This is a genomic window from Shewanella sp. SW32, from assembly GCF_025653365.1.
In the GTDB taxonomy this organism is placed as follows: Bacteria; Pseudomonadota; Gammaproteobacteria; order Enterobacterales; family Shewanellaceae; genus Shewanella; species Shewanella oncorhynchi.
Window position 1 is genome coordinate 47,810 of the sequence record NZ_JAKKSJ010000030.1, and the last position, 19,763, is coordinate 67,572.

Annotated in this window: 15 protein-coding genes and 1 pseudogene; 15 read left to right on the forward strand and 1 reads right to left on the reverse strand. The window is 48.5% G+C overall.

Features of this window, described 5'->3' with window-relative positions; genetic code table 11:
* The first annotated feature begins 13 nt into the window (after window positions 1–13).
* From L5M28_RS17360 to lpxC, 12 genes are all read left to right on the forward strand, one after another.
* Window positions 14–1,768, forward strand: a complete 1,755-nt coding sequence (locus L5M28_RS17360; protein WP_105251191.1) for a penicillin-binding transpeptidase domain-containing protein — start codon at window positions 14–16, stop codon at window positions 1,766–1,768.
* A complete protein-coding gene (gene murE, locus L5M28_RS17365) occupies window positions 1,765–3,267 on the forward strand; it encodes a UDP-N-acetylmuramoyl-L-alanyl-D-glutamate--2,6-diaminopimelate ligase (protein WP_263204073.1) in 1,503 nt (500 codons plus the stop codon). Before L5M28_RS17360 ends, murE begins: the two co-directional genes overlap by 4 nt.
* Window positions 3,264–4,646 (forward strand): UDP-N-acetylmuramoyl-tripeptide--D-alanyl-D-alanine ligase, encoded by a 1,383-nt coding sequence (locus L5M28_RS17370; RefSeq protein ID WP_263204074.1) that lies wholly within the window; start codon window positions 3,264–3,266, stop codon window positions 4,644–4,646. The genes murE and L5M28_RS17370 overlap by 4 nt, the downstream gene beginning before the upstream one ends.
* Window positions 4,647–5,729 (forward strand): phospho-N-acetylmuramoyl-pentapeptide-transferase, encoded by a 1,083-nt coding sequence (mraY, locus tag L5M28_RS17375; RefSeq protein ID WP_006079891.1) that lies wholly within the window; start codon window positions 4,647–4,649, stop codon window positions 5,727–5,729.
* Window positions 5,730–5,735: 6 nt separating this feature from the next.
* On the forward strand, window positions 5,736–7,055 hold the full coding sequence (gene murD, locus L5M28_RS17380; protein WP_131525724.1) for a UDP-N-acetylmuramoyl-L-alanine--D-glutamate ligase: 1,320 nt from the start codon (window positions 5,736–5,738) through the stop codon (window positions 7,053–7,055).
* Window positions 7,045–8,256: a cell division protein FtsW gene (ftsW, locus tag L5M28_RS17385; RefSeq protein WP_113941076.1), complete on the forward strand. Its 1,212-nt coding sequence runs from the start codon at window positions 7,045–7,047 to the stop codon at window positions 8,254–8,256. Before murD ends, ftsW begins: the two co-directional genes overlap by 11 nt.
* Entirely contained in the window at window positions 8,256–9,344 is a 1,089-nt protein-coding gene (gene murG / locus L5M28_RS17390; RefSeq protein ID WP_105251196.1) for an undecaprenyldiphospho-muramoylpentapeptide beta-N-acetylglucosaminyltransferase, read from the forward strand. The genes ftsW and murG overlap by 1 nt, the downstream gene beginning before the upstream one ends.
* Before the next feature lie 2 nt (window positions 9,345–9,346).
* Window positions 9,347–10,813: a UDP-N-acetylmuramate--L-alanine ligase gene (murC, locus tag L5M28_RS17395; protein WP_173247341.1), complete on the forward strand. Its 1,467-nt coding sequence runs from the start codon at window positions 9,347–9,349 to the stop codon at window positions 10,811–10,813.
* 151 nt (window positions 10,814–10,964) lie between these two features.
* Window positions 10,965–11,714: a cell division protein FtsQ/DivIB gene (locus L5M28_RS17400; protein ID WP_168826587.1), complete on the forward strand. Its 750-nt coding sequence runs from the start codon at window positions 10,965–10,967 to the stop codon at window positions 11,712–11,714.
* Entirely contained in the window at window positions 11,695–12,930 is a 1,236-nt protein-coding gene (gene ftsA, locus L5M28_RS17405) for a cell division protein FtsA (RefSeq protein WP_006079897.1), read from the forward strand. Before L5M28_RS17400 ends, ftsA begins: the two co-directional genes overlap by 20 nt.
* Window positions 12,931–12,963: 33 nt before the next feature.
* Window positions 12,964–14,151 carry a cell division protein FtsZ gene (ftsZ, locus tag L5M28_RS17410; RefSeq protein ID WP_106648312.1) on the forward strand — a complete coding sequence of 396 codons (1,188 nt, stop codon included), beginning with the start codon at window positions 12,964–12,966 and terminating at the stop codon, window positions 14,149–14,151.
* Window positions 14,152–14,333: 182 nt separating this feature from the next.
* Complete coding sequence (lpxC, locus tag L5M28_RS17415) at window positions 14,334–15,254, forward strand: UDP-3-O-acyl-N-acetylglucosamine deacetylase (RefSeq protein ID WP_011845621.1); 921 nt, start codon at window positions 14,334–14,336, stop codon at window positions 15,252–15,254.
* 12 nt (window positions 15,255–15,266) lie between these two features.
* Here lpxC and L5M28_RS17420 read toward each other — a convergent pair whose 3' ends face one another.
* Window positions 15,267–15,713, reverse strand: a complete 447-nt coding sequence (locus L5M28_RS17420) for a DUF721 domain-containing protein (protein WP_105251200.1) — start codon at window positions 15,711–15,713, stop codon at window positions 15,267–15,269.
* A 27-nt stretch (window positions 15,714–15,740) separates the two neighbouring features.
* Between L5M28_RS17420 and L5M28_RS17425 the strand changes: the two genes are divergently transcribed.
* The 3 genes and pseudogenes from L5M28_RS17425 to L5M28_RS17435 all read left to right on the forward strand — a co-directional run.
* Entirely contained in the window at window positions 15,741–16,640 is a 900-nt protein-coding gene (locus tag L5M28_RS17425) for a M23 family metallopeptidase (protein WP_105251201.1), read from the forward strand.
* A 60-nt stretch (window positions 16,641–16,700) separates the two neighbouring features.
* Window positions 16,701–19,427 carry a preprotein translocase subunit SecA gene (gene secA / locus L5M28_RS17430; protein WP_263204076.1) on the forward strand — a complete coding sequence of 909 codons (2,727 nt, stop codon included), beginning with the start codon at window positions 16,701–16,703 and terminating at the stop codon, window positions 19,425–19,427.
* A gap of 184 nt (window positions 19,428–19,611) precedes the next feature.
* Window positions 19,612–19,763 (forward strand): annotated as a pseudogene (locus L5M28_RS17435) (IS982 family transposase); the annotation flags it as partial.

The following is a 19,763-nucleotide window of genomic DNA, read 5'->3' on the forward strand; positions in this document are numbered from 1 at the left end:
GTATAGGGAAGATATGACTAGGCAAGCGAAAATCAAACGGGTAAGCAAACCGCAAAAACCTCAATTGATCCACTGGCGTTTATACGTAGTGGTCGGGTTTGTGTGTGCGTTGTTTTGCAGCCTAGTGGGACGCGCAGCTTACATTCAAATTATCGAGCCTGACAAATTACGTCACGAAAGTGACATGCGAACATTGCGGACCACAAGTCGTGAAGTGCAGCGTGGCTTGATCACTGACCGAAATGGCGACATGTTGGCCGTGAGCGTACCTGTACGAGCCGTCTGGGCCGATCCAAAACAAGTCAATGATAGTAATGGTTTTGCCGATATGCGCCGCTGGCAAGCCTTAGCAGATGTGTTGCATGAGCCCCTCGAAGATTTGTTAGAGCGAGTGCGCAGTAACCCCACCAAACGCTTCACCTACTTGAAACGCCAAATTACCCCTGCGGTTGCGGACTATATTACTCAGCTTAAATTACCCGGTGTATTTCTAAAGTCTGAATCTCGTCGTTATTATCCTGGTGGTGAAATCACAGCTCAGTTAATCGGCATCACTAACATAGATGATGTTGGGATTGAAGGTGTTGAAAATGCTTATAATAGTTGGTTAACAGGTACGCCTTCCAAACAAAAAGTGCGTAAGTCACGCGATGGTCATGTCGTCGAGCGTCTCGATATAGTGCAGGAAGGTGAGAGTCCAAATGATCTCGTGCTGAGTATCGATCATAGGATCCAACAATTAGCCTATCGCGAACTAAAACGCACCACTGAGATGAACCAAGCGACTTCGGGTTCGATTGTCGTCCTCGACATTCACACGGGTGAAGTCTTGGCTATGGTGAATACGCCTTCGTATAACCCCAATGCGCGCGACAATCTGCAAACCTTCAGAATGCGTAACCGTGCTATGACAGATACCTTTGAGCCGGGTTCGACCATTAAGCCATTTGTGGTAGCCGCAGCGCTTGAAGCTGGCACAGTTAAATCGACCGATATTATTGCCACTTCACCGGGTTGGATGCGTTTAGGTGGTCGCCAAGTACGTGACCCCGCGAACTACGGCGATATGAGTTTGGCGCGTATTTTGGCTAAATCCAGTAACGTCGGCATCAGTAAATTGGCTTTGTCTATTCCGGTGCAGCAACTGCTCGGTACTTATCAATCCATGGGACTTGGCAGTTTTTCGGGAATTAACCTCACGGGTGAAAGCGCTGGCTTGATTCAAGATCGCCACCGTTGGTCAGACTTTGAACGTGCCACCTTGTCGTTTGGTTACGGCTTAACGGCAACAACACTTCAACTTGCGCGCATGTACGCCACCTTAGGCAATGGCGGTACTTTGTTCCCAGTCTCGATAATGAAACTGAAAAAGCCACCTGTCGGTGAGCGAGTCATTTCTGAAAATGTGGCCCACGATGTGATGCAAATGCTGGTCGGTGTAACGGAAAAAGGCGGCACAGGCACCTTAGCGCACATCGACGGTTATCCAGTTGCAGGTAAGTCTGGCACAAGTCGTAAGGCAGTTGCTGGTGGTTATGGTGATGATTATGTTGCTTTATTTGCGGGTGTTGCTCCTGCGAATAATCCTAGATTAGCGATAGTGGTGGTAGTGAACGAGCCTAAGGGCGATCTCTATTATGGTGGTTCAGTGGCGGGGCCTGCATTTGCCAAAGTCATGTCTGGCGCACTGCAAATGTTAAACGTTGAACCCATTACCGATAAAGAACAAGTGCAATTGGCGGGTATCGCCGCCGGGAGAGCAGAATGATGTTATTACGGGATCTGCTCGCGCCTTGGCTGCATTATGCCGGCGCGCAGTCCTTCAATGATCTGACCTTAGATAGCCGCGCAATACGTCGCGGCGATGTGTTTTTGGCGCTGCCAGGACATAAGGTCGATGGCAGACAGTTTATTGAAAAAGCCTTAGATTTAGGTGCCGTAGGTGTATTAGTTCACACGGATGATGCTGACCAACATGGCAAAGTGCTGCTGGGCGATAATGCCGAGCACGGTGTGCAGATTTATTTCTTTCAGTTAAGTCGTCAGGTATCGGCAATTGCCGCCCAGCGTTATCCCTTAGCGCACAAGTCTGCCGTTATGCCATCCCTTGGGGTTATCGGTATTACCGGAACTAACGGTAAAACCTCTACGAGTCAACTCATTGCACAACTGGTGACTTCATTGGGGCGCAAAGCCGCCGTCATGGGCACCCTTGGCAATGGTCTCTGGGGCGAGCTTGTTGATAGTGGTAACACCACAGCCGATGCAATTACCTTAATGCGTCAGTTGTATGAGTTTGAAGCCCAAGGCGCGAACTTCTGCGCTATGGAAGTGTCGAGTCACGGCTTAGTGCAAGGCCGGGTCGACGCAGTACCATTTGATGTTGCCGTGTTCACTAATCTGACGCGCGATCACCTCGATTACCACGGCGATATGGAAAGCTATGCCGCCGCTAAACAAAGCCTATTTCGTTTCAGCACTTTAGGTCACGGTTTATTGAATCTCGACGATGCAGTTGGCGCCTCTTGGTTGACTGAGCTTAAGCCTGTGCCTGCGCAGATTTGGGGTTTTAGTATTGAAGGTCATCAAGGTGCGGCTTTTTATACCAAAAATGCCAAGTTTGACGATCAAGGTGTCAGTGCAACCTTAGTGTGGCCCGAGGGCGAGACTCAAATCCACTCGCCACTTCTTGGTGCCTTTAATCTCTCTAATTTACTCGCGGCGTTATCGGCCTTGTATCTGCAAGGTTTTGATATGAAAGCGTTAGCCGAGCAGGTGCAATATTTAACGCCCGTTGCAGGTCGTATGGAGCGTTTCACTACAGTGGATAACATCACCTTAGTGGTCGATTATGCCCATACACCCGATGCGATCGAACAAGCGTTAAACGCGCTACGTCGCCATTGTGCCGGTGATTTATGGTGCGTGTTTGGTTGTGGCGGCGACCGTGATAAGGGCAAGCGTCCTTTGATGGGTCAAGCTGCAGAACAGTATGCCGACCGTATTATGGTGACCAGCGACAATGCGCGCAGTGAAGACCCTGCGCAAATTATTACCGATATTATCCAAGGGCTTGCAACACCAGAGCAGGCATTGACTGAGGTTGACCGTATCGCAGCAATTAAAGAGGTTGTGGCATTGGCTAAACCTGGCGATGTGATCTTGCTTGCGGGCAAGGGCCACGAAACTTACCAAGAGGCGGCAGGTGTGCGTCATGATTATGATGAACGCGCCCTGGCACACCAGTTATCGGAGCAATCAAGATGATCCCTCTTTCTCTCGAGACTCTAAGTCAACACTTAGGCGTGCATCGAGTCGGTGACGACGTCACCATCGAAGATTTAAGCAGTGATAGCCGCAAAATCGGCGCTGCAACCCTGTTTGTAGCCTTAAAGGGTGAGCGTTTTGATGGCCATGATTTTGCTGCTACCGCTATTGAGAACGGCGCAGCGGCGTTAATGGTCGAGCGCGAGTTAGCCTTTGATATTCCGCAGCTGATTGTGCCCGATTGCCAAAAAGCTATGGGCGCGATAGGGGCTTATGTCCGTGACCAAATCAATCCGATTTGTGTTGCTTTGACTGGCTCAAACGGCAAAACCAGCGTGAAGGAAATGATCGCGACCATTCTGTCGGCAAAGCATCAAATCCTCTATACCGCTGGCAATTTTAATAATGAGATTGGTGTGCCGCTCACTTTGCTGCGTTTAACGCCAGAGGATGAGTTTGGGATATTCGAGCTCGGCGCTAACCATAAAGGTGAAATCGATTACACCTCGGGACTCGTGCGTCCAAACGTCGCGCTGGTGAATAACGTCGGCAGCGCCCATTTAGAAGGATTTGGATCGCAAGCGGGTGTCGCACAGGCGAAGTCAGAAATTTTTAATCATCTGCAGGCCGATGGCACTGCCATCATCAATGCCGATGATGCCTTCGCTGATTTTATGAGCGTTAAGGCAAGACCTTATAAGCAACTGAGCTTCTCCCAGCAAGATGGTGCCGCTAAACGTCATATCGACGTGATAGCGACAGGCCATAAGACTAATGCGGATGGTTGCTATCGTTTTATGCTCAATTATTTAGGTGAATCTTGCCAAGTGGTATTGCCGTTGGCGGGTCGTCATCAGGTGAGTAATGCACTCGCCGCTGCAAGTGTTTGTATTGCTTTGGGATTGAGTTTGACTGAAATATCTGAAGGCTTGAGCCAATTAACGCCAGTGAAAGGACGTATGCAGCCGAGTCAATTGGGGCGCGTGCGTCTAATCGACGATAGCTATAACGCAAATCCTGTCTCCGTTGGCGCTGCTATCGCTTGGTTAAAGGAAATTTCTGAAAATCGCTGTCTGGTACTGGGAGATTTAGGAGAATTAGGCGACAATGCGCCCCTTTTACACGCTGAACTAGGGCAACTGGCCAAGCAACAGGGGATTGATGCCTTGTTTTGTACCGGAACTTTAAGTCAGCACACGAGCCAAGCTTTCGGTGCGGAGCACTATGACAGTGTGGCGACGTTAGTAGAAAAACTTATAAAGCATATAAACCAGTTGCCGGGACAGGTAACGGTTCTCGTTAAAGGTTCACGTAGCGCCGCCATGGAGCGGGTCGTGGATGGCCTAACAGTAGCCTTCGGGCGTGGGGAGTTAGTGTAAATGCTGGTATATCTGGCCGAGTATTTAACCCGTTTTCATACCGGGTTTAACGTGTTTTCCTATGTGACATTTCGAGCCATTTTAGGCTTATTGACCGCATTGGTTTTTAGCTTATGGTTTGGCCCTAAACTGATTGAACGTTTGCAATTACTGCAAATTGGTCAGGTTGTGCGTAACGATGGTCCAGAATCACATTTTAGTAAGCGTGGCACACCGACTATGGGTGGTTTGCTGATATTGGCTGCTATTTTCATCAGCGTATTGTTGTGGGGTGATCTGGGTAGCCGCTATGTGTGGGTCATGCTGTTTGTGCTCGGCAGTTTCGGTTTGATCGGTTTTATCGACGATTATCGCAAAGTGGTACGTAAAGACACTAAAGGCTTGATCGCGCGCTGGAAGTACATTCTGCAATCTTTGGCTGCGCTGCTTATTGCTTTTTTCCTGTATGCCACGGCGGCCAATCCAGGTGAAACCCAGTTAGTGGTGCCTTTCTTTAAAGACGTGATGCCGCAACTCGGCGCCGTATTTATCGTATTGGCATACTTCACGATAGTGGGTTCGAGTAATGCGGTGAACTTAACCGATGGTCTAGATGGTTTGGCGATTATGCCGACGGTAATGGTCGCGGCGGCGTTTGCCTTGATTGCTTATTTGTCGGGTCACGCTCAGTTTGCGAATTACTTACATATCCCGCATTTACCCGGTTCGGGTGAGTTAGTGATCGTCTGTACCGCCATTGTCGGTGCGGGTCTGGGCTTTTTGTGGTTCAACACTTACCCTGCGCAAGTCTTCATGGGCGATGTGGGTTCACTGTCATTAGGTGCTGCACTGGGCACAATTGCAGTGCTCGTTCGCCAAGAGATTTTGTTAGTGATCATGGGCGGCGTGTTCGTGATGGAAACCCTGTCAGTGATTCTGCAGGTGGGTTCGTACAAGTTACGCGGCCAGCGTATTTTCCGCATGGCGCCGATCCACCATCACTATGAGTTAAAAGGTTGGCCTGAACCTCGAGTGATAGTGCGTTTTTGGATTATCTCGATATTCCTCGTCTTACTTGGCTTAGCCACGTTGAAGTTAAGGTAATTGGTTATGCAAAATCAGTATTCACACATAGTGTTAGGTTTGGGGGCCACGGGCTTGTCCGTGGTGCGCTATTTGTGTGGAAAGGGCATTACGCCATTGGTGATGGACAGTCGTCGGCAGCCTCCGGGCGCCGAAACGTTAGCAACGTCTTTTCCTGATGTGAAGCTGATTTCTGGCGGATTCGATTGCCGTTATCTTGTGCAAGCGACGCAGATCATTATTAGTCCCGGCATTGCTACTTATACCCCAGAGGTGCGTGCCGCTGTGGATATGGGCATTGAGGTGATTGGCGATGTGGAGCTATTTGCCCGTGAGATTGCTGACCGTAAACCTTGTGTGATTGGCATTACTGGCTCTAACGGAAAATCGACCGTCACTACACTGGTGGGCGAGATGGCAAGGGAAGCGGGTATTGCTGTTGCCGTCGGAGGTAATATCGGTGTGCCTGCGTTGGATTTACTGCATGAAAATGCGGACTTATTTGTGCTTGAGTTGTCGAGCTTTCAATTGGAAACCACCCATAGTCTTAAGTGTGTGGTGGCGACCTGTTTGAATATCAGCGAAGACCACATGGACAGATACAGTGACATCGATGCCTACCGCGAGGCTAAATTACGTTTATACAAACAAACCCGTGCCGTACTTTTTAATCGTGACGATAAACTGACCGTACCGCCAGAACCAATGAACCAAAACAGTTTTGGTTTAGCGGCGCCAGAAGCGGACGAATGGGGCATCAGCGACAGCAAGATTTATCACGGTAGCAGCGAAATAATGCCGATCACTGAAGTGTCGCTGATTGGCAGTCATAACCATGCCAACCTACTTGCGGCGATGGCGCTTGTGGATGTCGTGGGTGTCGACAAGCACGTTATGGCAAAAGTGGCGCGTACTTTTACTGGCTTATCCCATCGCTGTGAAGTGGTTGGTGTTAAGAATGGCGTGACCTATGTCAATGACTCTAAAGCGACAAATGTCGGTGCCACAGTCGCCGCACTCGATGGCTTGAGTGACCACTTAGGCGATATTATTTTGATTGCTGGCGGTGACGGTAAAGGGGCTGATTTTAAGCCTTTAGCTGTGGCTTTAGCTAAAGTCACACACCTCATCACCTTAGGCCGCGATGGTAAAAAGATTGCTGCATTGAAAGACGGCTCGATAAGAGTCGACACTATGGCTGCTGCGGTAGCGAAAGCCGCTGAATTGGCAACCTCTGGTGATATCGTTTTATTATCGCCAGCCTGCGCCAGTTTAGATATGTACAGTAACTTCATGGCTCGAGGTGATGATTTTAGAAACCTCGTGGGACAACTTAATGGCGAGTGATGCAAGACAACTTAGCCTATTTGGGCGTTTGCGTTTAGCAATACCCAATTGGCAACGTGATACCGAAGTCCCGGGCGTGCAATTGTACGACCGTGCTTTGCTCGCGGCTGTGTTGTCTTTGATTAGCTTCGGCTTTGTAATGGTGATGTCAGCCTCTATGCCTGAAGCGCAAACGCTCACGGGGAACCCATTTTATTTTATGACTCGCCATGTCGGTTATTTAGTGGGTTGCTTATTCATTGCGGCATTTGTGCTAAGAGTAGAGATGCAGACTTGGCAGCGCTGGAGCCCCATGTTGTTGTTGATTGTGGGTTTGATGTTGTTAGCTGTATTGGTGGTTGGCACTACGGTAAACGGTGCGACGCGTTGGTTATCCATAGGCCCTATTCGCATCCAAGTGGCGGAGGTCGCTAAATTTGCCTTCGCCATCTATATGGCGGGTTACTTAGTGAGGCGTCATCAGGAAGTGCGCGAGAATGCTAAAGGCTTCTATAAGCCGATTGCAGTATTTGCGATTTACGCTGTGCTGATTTTGATGCAGCCCGACTTAGGTACTGTGGTAGTGCTATTTGTGGGAACGGTTGGTCTATTGTTTTTAGCCGGTGCGCGTTTACTCGATTTCTTTGCCTTGATTTTTGCGGGCGTATTGGCGTTTGTGGCCCTAGTGCTATTGGAACCGTATCGTATCCGCCGAGTGACCTCCTTTATGGATCCTTGGCAAGATCCCTTCGGTAGCGGTTACCAGTTGACTCAATCTTTGATGGCCTATGGTCGAGGTGATTGGTTTGGCCAAGGGCTAGGTAATAGTATTCAAAAATTAGAATATCTGCCCGAAGCGCACACTGACTTTATCTTTGCCGTGATCGGGGAAGAATTGGGCTTTATCGGCATTATTGCCGTGTTATCTGTACTGCTATTTGTGGCGCTGAGATCGATTCGTTTAGGTAATTTGTGTTTAGCCATGGATAAGCCATTTGAAGGTTATTTAGGTTATGCCATCGGTATTTGGATTTGTTTCCAGACTGTGGTGAATGTCGGCGCGAGTATCGGCATGTTACCAACCAAAGGGCTGACATTACCTTTTATCAGTTACGGTGGTAGTAGTTTATGGGTCATGACTGCGGCAGCGATGATGTTGCTGCGCATTGATTACGAGCGGCGCATGACATTAGTTCAGGCCGTGCAAGGGAGATTGAAGTGATGACTCCAACAGGAAAACGTATTTTAGTCATGGCGGGTGGTACGGGAGGACATGTGTTCCCGGCACTGGCGGTGGCTAAGTATTTAGCTCAACAGGGTTGGCAAGTGCGTTGGTTAGGCACGGCCGATCGTATGGAGGCGCGTTTAGTGCCCCAGTATGGATTTGATATTGATTTCATCGATATCAAAGGTGTGCGCGGTAATGGTTTGATCCGAAAACTTGCGGCGCCCTTTAAAGTGGTTCGTTCAATATTGCAGGCTAAGGCCGTGATTGCGGAATTTAAACCCGATGTGGTCCTTGGCATGGGCGGATTCGCCAGTGGCCCAGGAGGTGTTGCGGCAAGATTAGCCGGTATTCCACTGGTGCTGCATGAACAAAATGCCATCCCAGGGATGACAAACAAGTTGTTGTCGCGGATTGCGACGCAAGTGTTATGCGCCTTTAAAAATACCTTTACCACAGTGAAGGCCAAGGTCGTTGGTAATCCGATTCGCCAAGAACTGATTGCCTTAGGTGCAGAACCAAAGCCTGAGGCTGATGAAGCCTTAAAAGTATTAGTTGTCGGCGGTAGCCTTGGCGCCAAAATCTTTAACGATCTGATGCCTGAAGCGGTTGCGATACTGAGTCAGCAGCAGTCTGTGACGGTTTGGCATCAAGTGGGTAAAGATAATCTTACGGGCGTGAAGGCGGCATATCAGCAACAAGGACAAGATGGTGGCGTGAATATCGCTGAGTTTATCGACGATATGGAAGCCGCCTATCGCTGGGCTGATGTGGTATTGTGCCGAGCTGGCGCCTTGACTGTGTCTGAGTTAGCGGCGGTGGGGCTACCGAGTATTCTGGTACCTTATCCCCATGCAGTGGATGATCATCAAACCCGTAACGCTCAAGTATTGGTTGAGGCTGGCGCAGCTTTCCTATTGCCACAGGCCATCTTGGACGTGAATAAACTGGCGAACAAATTACAGTTGCTCGCCAATGACAGAACAGAATTAGCCCGTATGGGCCAAAGAGCGAGAGACGTTGCGGTACTGGATGCGACTGAACAAGTTGCCGCAGTGTGCATCAGCCTTGCTGAGAAAGGATAAGCATGACTAAGACAGAAAGATACGCACAACTGAGAAGCATGATCCCAGAAATGCGCCGTATTAAGCGTATTCACTTCGTCGGCATTGGCGGCGCGGGCATGGGCGGGATCGCCGAAGTGTTAGTGAACGAAGGCTATCAGGTGAGTGGTTCGGATATTGCGCAAAATGCCGTGACCGACAGATTGTGTTTACTCGGTGCCAAGATCCAAATTGGTCATGCCGCTGAAAACGTGCAGCAAGTGGATGTGGTCGTCGTATCTACCGCGATTAATCTGGAAAATCCAGAAATCCTTGCCGCTAAAGAATTACGTATTCCTATTGTACGTCGTGCTGAGATGTTAGCCGAGTTGATGCGTTATCGACATGGTGTGGCGATTGCGGGCACCCATGGTAAAACCACGACAACGAGCCTTATCGCCAGCGTTTATGGTCAAGCTGGGCGGGATCCAACCTTTGTGATTGGTGGTTTGCTCAACAGTGCCGGTACCAATGCCAGATTAGGCACCAGCCGTTATTTGATTGCCGAAGCCGATGAGAGTGATGCGAGCTTTTTGCATTTGCAGCCTATGGTCAGTGTGGTGACCAATATCGAAGCTGATCATATGGATACTTATGGCGGTGATTTTGAAAAACTGAAATCGACTTTTGTGGATTTTCTGCACAACTTGCCGTTCTACGGTGTTGCTGTGGTGTGTATTGATGATGCCGTCGTGCGTGAGATTCTGCCGCGTATTGGCCGTAAACACGTGACCTATGGTTTCAGTGACGATGCGGACGTGCAAGCACTTAATTTTAGTCAGCAAGGTCATCAGTGCCGTTTTACTGTCAGGCGTAAAGCTAAAGAAGATCTCGATCTGGTGTTGAATTTACCGGGCCAACATAATGTGCTCAATGCGTTAGCGGCCATTGCGGTGGCGACTGAAGATGAAATCGACGATAACGCGATTACTCAGGCTTTAGTGGAGTTCCAAGGTATAGGGCGTCGTTTCCAGCATTTAGGCAAATTTGCCACGCCGAAGGGCGAAGTCATGTTAGTGGATGATTATGGTCATCATCCCAGCGAAGTTGCGGCGACCATTAAAGCTGCGCGCGCAGGATGGCCTGATAGACGTTTGGTCATGGCGTATCAGCCGCACAGATACACTCGTACCCGTGATTTGTATGAGGATTTTGTGGAAGTGTTATCACAAGTGGATTGCTTATTGTTACTCGATATTTATAGTGCGGGTGAAGCGCCGATCACAGGTGCGGATGGTCGCGCATTATGTCGTTCAATTCGCTTGCGTGGTCAGCTAGATCCGATCTTTATCGCAAGCCCAGATCTGCTTGCAGAAGTGCTGCCCGATGTATTGCAGGACGGGGATTTATTACTCACCCAAGGTGCGGGTAATATTGGCGCCCTGTCACGACAGTTAGCGTCGTCTGGATTAGGGTTTGCTGTGGTGGAATTACCTGCGCAAGCAAGCTGATCTTTAGCGCTTGATCTGCGAGAAAAAGGAAATTTTGACCAAAGGATTTTGGTCTATATAATGGCCGGTTTTCTGTGGTTTTTAATGGGTGTCGTTAAAGGTGGGATGAAGCGTGTCTTGGAGTGATAAGAGGCGGCACTGGCGGGCAAGAATGTCACGGTTTAATTGGTATCAATGGAGCGGGGCTGGCTTTTTATTCTTCATCGTAGCCAGTTTTGTATTTGGTGGCTATCAGTTACATAAATTTTTGAATGATGCCAGCAACTTGCCGATTGAGGCCGTTGCCATCAAAGGTGAGCGGGTTTACACCACAGATAAAGATATACAAGTAGCACTACAGCATTTAATGCAGCGCAGTTTTTTTAGTGCTGACATTACCTTAGTGCAGCAGGCGTTAGAAGCTTTACCTTGGGTGTATCGCGCATCGGTAAGGCGTGAGTGGCCAGCGAAACTCAGGGTGTATTTGCAAGAGCAACAACCCGCAGCCCATTGGAATGGTGACTTGTGGTTGAACGTGCATGGAGAAGTATTCGAAGCGCCATCGCACCCAGAGCTTGAGCATTTACCGCAGTTATCTGGACCAAATGATATGGGCCTTGAGGTGTTGACTGTCTATGCACAGATCAACTCCCTACTAAAGATTAATGGCTTTACCTTAGCCAGTTTGAATTTAACGCCACGACATGCGTGGCACGCGACCCTTGGAAACGGTATCGTTTTAGATTTGGGTCGAGAAGATAAAATTGCACGGATACAACGATTTATTACTGTTTATCCGGTTTTGGCGAAACAAGAGAAATCCGTTGCCAGAGTAGATTTGCGCTACGACACAGGGTTGGCCGTAGGCTGGGGCGATGCACAAACAAGAGAGCCGATAATTAATGATCAAAAACCAAGATAGAAACCTTATCGTCGGATTGGACATAGGAACCTCTAAGGTCGCAGTGATCATAGGCGAAGTTCTGCCCGATGGCGAAATTAGCATAGTCGGCCTTGGTAACCATCCCTCAAGGGGCATGGATAAAGGTGGCGTGAACGATTTAGATTCTATAGTTCGCAGTGTACAACGTGCGCTCGATCAAGCGGAATTAATGGCGGATTGCCAAGTGTCATCGGTTTACTTGAGTATTTCGGGTAAACACATCGCCTGCCAAAACGAAAACGGCATGGTATCGATCAACGATGAAGAAGTGACACAGGAAGATGTTGATAACGTGATCCATACGGCTCGCTCGGTGAAGATCCCGACCGAACGTCGCATTTTACACGTGCTGCCGCAGGAATATGCAATCGACGTTCAAGACGGCATTCGCAGCCCAATCGGTATGTCCGGTATGCGTATGGAGGCCAAGGTACACATAGTGACCTGCGCCAATGATATGGCGAAGAATATTACTAAGAGCGTTGAGCGTTGTGGCCTTAAGGTCGACGACTTAGTGTTCTCTGGGATTGCTTCAGCCGATGCTGTGTTGACCTTCGATGAGAAAGATTTAGGTGTATGTATCGTCGATATCGGCGGTGGCACTACAGATATTGCGGTATATACCAATGGCGCCTTGCGTCATTGTGCGGTTGTGCCCGTTGCTGGTAACCAAGTGACGAACGACATTGCGAAGATTTTCCGCACGCCATCGTCACATGCTGAACAAATTAAAGTGCAGTTCGCCTGTGCTCGCAGTTCTATGGTGAGCCGCGAAGACAGTATTGAAGTGCCATCGGTAGGTGGTCGTCCATCGCGGAGCATGTCACGTCACACGCTCGCCGAAGTGGTTGAACCAAGATACCAAGAGCTGTTTGAGCTTGTGCTTAAAGAGTTGAAAGACAGTGGGTTAGAAGATCAAATCGCCGCAGGTATTGTGCTCACAGGTGGCACAGCGTCGATTCAAGGTGTGGTCGATATTGCGGAAGCGACTTTTGGCATGCCAGTTCGCGTAGCGTCACCGCTACCGATCAAAGGTTTATATGAATACGTGGACCAGTCTATTTACTCCACAGGAGTCGGACTGCTTCATTACGGCGCACGACGGGTGATCGAACGGCAGTTCGAACGTCCTGAGCGCCAAGGGGTAACTAGCGCTTGGAATCGGGTCCAAAGCTGGTTTAAGGGCGAATTTTAATTTTCATAACGCAGGCAACACGGAGATCAGACAATGTTTGAGATCATGGATACTCACTCAGACGACGCGGTGATTAAAGTCATCGGCGTTGGCGGCGGCGGCGGTAACGCTGTCGAACATATGGTCAAACACAACATTGAAGGTGTTGAGTTTATCGTTACCAATACAGACGCTCAGGCCCTGAGAAAATCAGGCGCTGGCTCAACAATTCAATTAGGACGCGATGTCACTAAAGGTCTTGGAGCAGGGGCAAACCCAGATGTGGGTCGTGCTGCAGCTGAAGAAGACCGCGAAAACATTCGCGCGGCAATCAAAGGTTCTGACATGATCTTTATCGCTGCCGGTATGGGCGGTGGTACAGGTACAGGTGCTGCACCTGTTGTGGCTCAAATCGCACGCGAAGAAGGTATTCTCACCGTTGCGGTTGTGACTAAGCCTTTCCCATTTGAAGGGAAAAAACGTATGGCTTACGCTGAGCAAGGCATTGCCGAGCTGGCTAAGCACGTGGATTCGTTAATCACGATCCCGAACGAAAAATTATTAAAAGTATTGGGCCGTGGTACTTCTTTACTCGATGCGTTCGCCGCAGCGAATAACGTGTTACTTGGCGCGGTACAAGGTATTGCCGAGCTTATCACTCGTCCAGGTCTGATTAACGTCGACTTCGCCGACGTGAAGACTGTGATGTCTGAAATGGGTAATGCCATGATGGGTACTGGCGTCGCTCGCGGTGAAGACCGCGCTGAAGAAGCGGCCGAAGCTGCTGTTGCCAGCCCATTATTAGAAGACATCGACTTAGCCGGTGCGCGTGGTGTGTTAGTTAACATTACTGCGGGTATGGATATGAGTATCGAAGAATTCGAAACTGTCGGTAATCATGTTAAGGCTTATGCTTCTGACAACGCGACTGTGGTGGTTGGTGCTGTCATCGACCCAGAAATGAGTGATGAGTTGCGTGTAACGGTTGTTGCGACCGGTATTGGTGCTGAAAAGCGTCCAGATATCCAATTGGTTTCTAAACCTGCACCTCGTCCAGAGCCTGTAGTGGTTGAACCAAAAGTCGAAGCCTATGTCGAAGAAGCTGCACATGTGAACTATGCAGCGCCAAAAGGCAACGTGTTGCCAGCGGCTCCGCAGCCAGCTCCTACGCCTGCACCATCGACAAAGCATGAATTGGATTATCTTGATATTCCAGCATTTTTGCGTAAGCAAGCCGACTAGCGAGAGCGTTTGAGTCCAGCGTAATATGTGAGGTGTTGTTCGTTTGGGGCAATACCACAACATAGCTGCATTTGTGTGACATAATAAAGTTATGTTATTATGCTGAACCAGTGCGGCTCGATTTGCCGACGCTGAGTGTACAAATATTAGGCTTTATAATTGGCATATAAACGGGTAACTGAATGATATTTCAACGAACTGTTCAGAAAATGGTGAAAACAACTGGTGTCGGATTGCATTCTGGCAACAAGGTCACTTTGAGCATTATGCCCGCGCCCGTTAATTCAGGGATCGTACTCGTGCGCACCGATTTGAGTCCTGCCGTCGCCATTCCAGCGAAGGCGGAGCAAGTTCGTGAAACCACTATGTGTACGGCACTTGTCAATGACGAAGGTATTCGTATATCGACCATTGAGCATTTATTTGCAGCTCTTGCGGGTTTAGGCATAGATAACGCTGTAATTGAAGTGGACGCGCCTGAAATTCCTATTATGGATGGCAGTGCAAGCCCATTCGTCTTCTTGTTGCAGTCTGCGGGTATTAAAGAGCAGGCCGCGCCTAAGAAGTATTTAAAGATTAAGCGCCCTGTGCGCGTTGAAGATGGCGATAAATGGGCCGAGTTAAAACCATTTAAAGGTTTTAGAGTCAATTTTAAAATTGATTTTGCGCATCCAGAAATCGCTCGTAGCCAACAGCATGTGGTGATGGACTTTTCAACTTCTGCTTTCGTGAAAGATATCAGCCGCGCCCGTACTTTTGGGTTTATGCGTGATATCGAATATTTGCGAGCCAACAACCTAGCGTTGGGCGGCAGCATGGAAAACGCTGTTGTACTTGATGAATATCGCGTCCTTAATCCCGACGGCCTGCGTTATGAGGACGAATTTGTTAAGCACAAAATTCTAGATGCGTTTGGTGATTTATATGTAGCTGGGCACGCTATTTTAGGTGAGTTCACTGCTTATAAAACTGGTCATGCGTTGAACAACCAATTGGTGCGTGCTTTACTCGCGCAACAAGATGCGTGGGAGTTGGTCAGCTTCGAAAAAGAAGCCGATGTCCCCGTCAGCTTTACCGTACCAGGTGGCGCTGTATTTGCTTAAAAAGCGGTAAGATTATTTATTACGGCTGGCCAATGAGGCCAGCCGTTTTAGTTTTTCACCCAGTGAACCGCCAATATTTTCCGCTAATGCTGCAATGTGCTCTGCTGCTGCTGGGCTTAATTCTTTATGTCCCTGTTTAGGCTTTGCGTCATACATTGCTAATCTCGGGTTGACTTTAACTTCAATTGCGGTAAGGATTGGGAGCGTTTCTGCTTGAAGCTGGATTAATAGCTTCGGCTTTTGGAAGTTAATTCGCGCAGCCCAGGCCGCCGAAGTGGTTTCAACCACAAGAACACCCTGGCGGAAATTAGCGACTTTTAGTTGCTCCGCAACAGGACCTGCAATAATCTGCTTCACATGCTGATCCAGATACATAAGTAGTTCCGCTTTCTCAGCAAGGTCGGGTAATTTTCCCGATTGATGCAGTAATTGGCTGAGATCTTGAGGGGGCTTTTTCATATGATAATAAGATGGCTGAATTAGGCTATGAGTGTAACAGTATTTATTCAAGGTCGGAATGGCGTCACACGCTGGCAGCCCAGTAAACGCTGGTTGCTACTTCCAATACTATTGTTGGCCACTGGGTCCGGTATTTATCAACACAACTCCGCTCGATTTCAAGATCAGCAAGCCAGTGTCGATAACGATCGTCTCGTGCGCGAACAACAAAAGAAACAAGTCTTAGAGCTTAAAAGTGCTACTGAGTCTCAACTGGCTATGCTTGTGACTCATGTTGCACGTATGCAAGCCAAGATCACCCGTCTCGAAGCTTTAGGTCAACAGGTCGCCCAGCAGAATAAGTTGGATGAAGATTTTGATTTTTCATCCGAGGTTGGTGTGGGTGGTTTGAGCGAACTAGGCACTAACATCGAGCTCGGACAGCTTATCGACGATATGGATAAGTTGGCATCTCGAATTGACAATAATAATGTTCAGCTTTCACTACTTGAAACAGTGTCATCTAACCACCATATAGATGATGAACGTTATATATCAGGTATCCCGCTCGATAAAGGTTGGTTGTCGTCGCCCTACGGATTACGTAATGACCCTTTCAACGGTCGCAGGTCTGTGCATAAGGGGATTGATTTTACCGGTCGAGAAGGAGCTAAAGTTGTTGCGACTGCTGCAGGCGTGGTGACTTTTGCTGGAAATATGTTCGGTTATGGCGAATTGGTTGAAATCGACCATGGTAACGGTTTGCATACGCGTTATGGCCATAATAAAGCTTTGTCAGTGACTGTAGGTGATGTGGTCGCAAAAGGCGATGCTATCGCCAGTATGGGAAGCACTGGGCGCTCAACTGGGGCTCATGTGCATTATGAAGTGTTGCGCGGCGGACAGCAGATAGATCCACAAAAGTTTGTCTACCGCAAAGCAAGTTAATTGAAACATTGGCTTCTAGTTTCCATCATGGACTTGGCCTACAGAGAATAAGTGATTCAGATGTTTGGTAAATTACTGACAAAAGTATTTGGTAGTCGCAACGACCGCACCCTTAAAGGGCTTCAAAAGATCGTTATTAGCATTAACGCATTAGAAGCTGATTATGAAAAATTAACCGATGAAGCATTAAAGGCGAAAACCGCAGAGTTCCGTGAGCGTTTAGCTGCTGGCGCTTCATTAGATAGCATCATGGCTGAAGCCTTTGCGACAGTGCGCGAAGCGTCTAAGCGTATATTTGATATGCGTCATTTCGACGTGCAGTTACTCGGCGGTATGGTACTCGACAGCAACCGTATTGCTGAAATGCGTACGGGTGAAGGTAAAACCTTAACGGCAACCTTACCCGCCTACTTAAACGCATTGACAGGCAAAGGCGTCCACGTGATTACAGTGAACGATTACTTGGCACGTCGTGATGCCGAGAATAACCGCCCACTGTTTGAGTTCCTTGGTTTAACCGTAGGAATCAACGTCGCAGGTATTGGCCAACATGAAAAGAAATCTGCCTATAACGCCGATATCACTTACGGGACCAACAACGAGTTTGGTTTCGATTATCTGCGCGATAACATGGCGTTTTCACCGCAAGAACGGGTTCAACGTCCGTTGCATTACGCCCTAATCGATGAAGTGGATTCAATCTTAATCGACGAGGCGCGTACGCCGCTGATCATCTCTGGCGCCGCCGAAGATAGCTCTGAGCTATACATCAAGATCAACACCCTGATCCCTAATCTTATCCGTCAAGATAAAGAAGATACGGAAGAGTTTGTGGGTGAGGGCGACTACAGCATTGATGAAAAAGCCAAACAAGTGCATTTCACCGAGCGTGGCCAAGAAAAAGTAGAAAACCTGCTGATCGAGCGCGGCATGTTAGCCGAAGGCGACTCACTCTATTCTGCTGCAAATATTTCCCTATTACACCACGTCAACGCGGCGCTTCGTGCGCACACGCTGTTTGAGCGTGATGTGGATTACATAGTACAAGACAACGAAGTCATCATAGTCGATGAACACACGGGTCGTACTATGCCTGGTCGTCGTTGGTCTGAAGGCTTACATCAAGCTGTCGAAGCCAAAGAAGGTGTACACATTCAAAACGAAAACCAAACATTGGCTTCGATCACTTTCCAGAACTACTTCCGTCAATACGAGAAGCTGGCAGGTATGACAGGTACAGCCGACACTGAAGCGTTTGAATTCCAACACATCTATGGATTAGACACAGTCGTTGTGCCGACTAACCGTCCAATGGTGCGTAAGGATATGGCGGATTTAGTTTATTTGACCGCCGATGAAAAATATCAAGCGATCATTAAAGACATTAAAGATTGCCGTGAACGTGGTCAGCCAGTATTGGTGGGTACAGTATCAATCGAACAGTCTGAACTGTTAGCGCGCTTAATGGTGCAGGAAAAGATCCCGCACGAAGTTTTAAATGCTAAATTCCACGAACGAGAAGCTGAAATCGTCGCGCAAGCTGGCCGTACTGGTTCTGTGACTATTGCGACGAACATGGCAGGTCGTGGTACCGATATCGTGCTTGGCGGCAACTGGAACATGGAAATCGATGAACTCGATAATCCAACAGCAGAGCAAAAGGCCAAGATCAAAGCCGATTGGCAAATTCGTCATGATGAAGTCGTTGCTGCGGGTGGTTTACATATCCTAGGTACAGAACGTCACGAATCACGCCGTATCGATAACCAGTTACGTGGTCGTGCGGGTCGTCAAGGTGACGCGGGCTCATCACGCTTCTACTTGTCGATGGAAGATAGCTTAATGCGTATCTTCGCCTCGGATCGTGTCTCTGGCATGATGAAAAAGCTGGGTATGGAAGAAGGCGAAGCGATCGAGCATCCATGGGTGTCTCGCGCAATCGAAAACGCTCAACGTAAAGTTGAAGCGCGTAACTTCGATATCCGTAAGCAATTACTCGAATTTGATGACGTCGCTAACGATCAACGCCAAGTGGTTTACGCCCAGCGCAACGAGTTGATGGATGCGGAAAGTATTGAAGATACTATCCAAAACATCCAAGACGATGTGATTGGCGCGGTAATCGATCAGTATATTCCACCGCAATCAGTAGAAGAGCTGTGGGATATCCCAGGTTTAGAGCAACGTCTACACCAAGAATTTATGCTCAAATTACCTATCCAAGAATGGTTAGATAAAGAAGACGATCTGCATGAAGAGAGTCTACGTGAGCGTATTATTACTGCATGGGGCGATGCGTATAAGGCAAAAGAAGAAATGGTTGGCGCGCAAGTGCTACGCCAGTTTGAAAAAGCCGTTATGCTACAAACTCTCGATGGCCTGTGGAAAGAACACTTAGCGGCGATGGATCATCTGCGCCAAGGTATCCACTTACGTGGTTACGCGCAGAAGAATCCAAAGCAAGAATATAAGCGTGAGTCGTTTGAGTTATTCCAACAACTGCTGAACACCTTGAAACATGACGTCATCAGTGTGCTGTCGAAAGTACAAGTGCAGGCTCAGTCAGATGTGGAAGAAATGGAAGCGCGTCGTCGTGAAGAAGATGCCAAGATCCAGCGCGACTACCAACACGCAGCGGCAGAGTCGCTTGTTGGCGGTGGTGATGAGCATGAAGCTGTCACTGCGCAAGCACCGATGATCCGTGATGGTGACAAAGTGGGTCGCAACGATCCTTGTCCTTGTGGCTCTGGTCGTAAGTACAAACAATGCCACGGCAAGTTAAGTTAATCTGCTGATAGATTAAGCCAACTGAATAAGTAGAATAAAACGTACACTAAAGGCAACTTATCTAAGTTGCCTTTTTATTTCTTCCATTAATTAACCTGAACTCGGGATAAGAAATGTTGAACTAATAGCCCTCCAAGTGATCGGATCTTTCGACCAAGAGAAACCCCATCACACCGGAGGGCCTATGCATAAATTAGTGGAAGTGTTTTGCGATGTCGATGATTTTTGCGCTGTTTTCATTCCAGAATGGGAAAAAACGCTGTTAACCGATGGTACACGCAAGCGTCAACGCCCTGGCCGTATGACGATGAGCGAAGTGATGACCATCATCATACT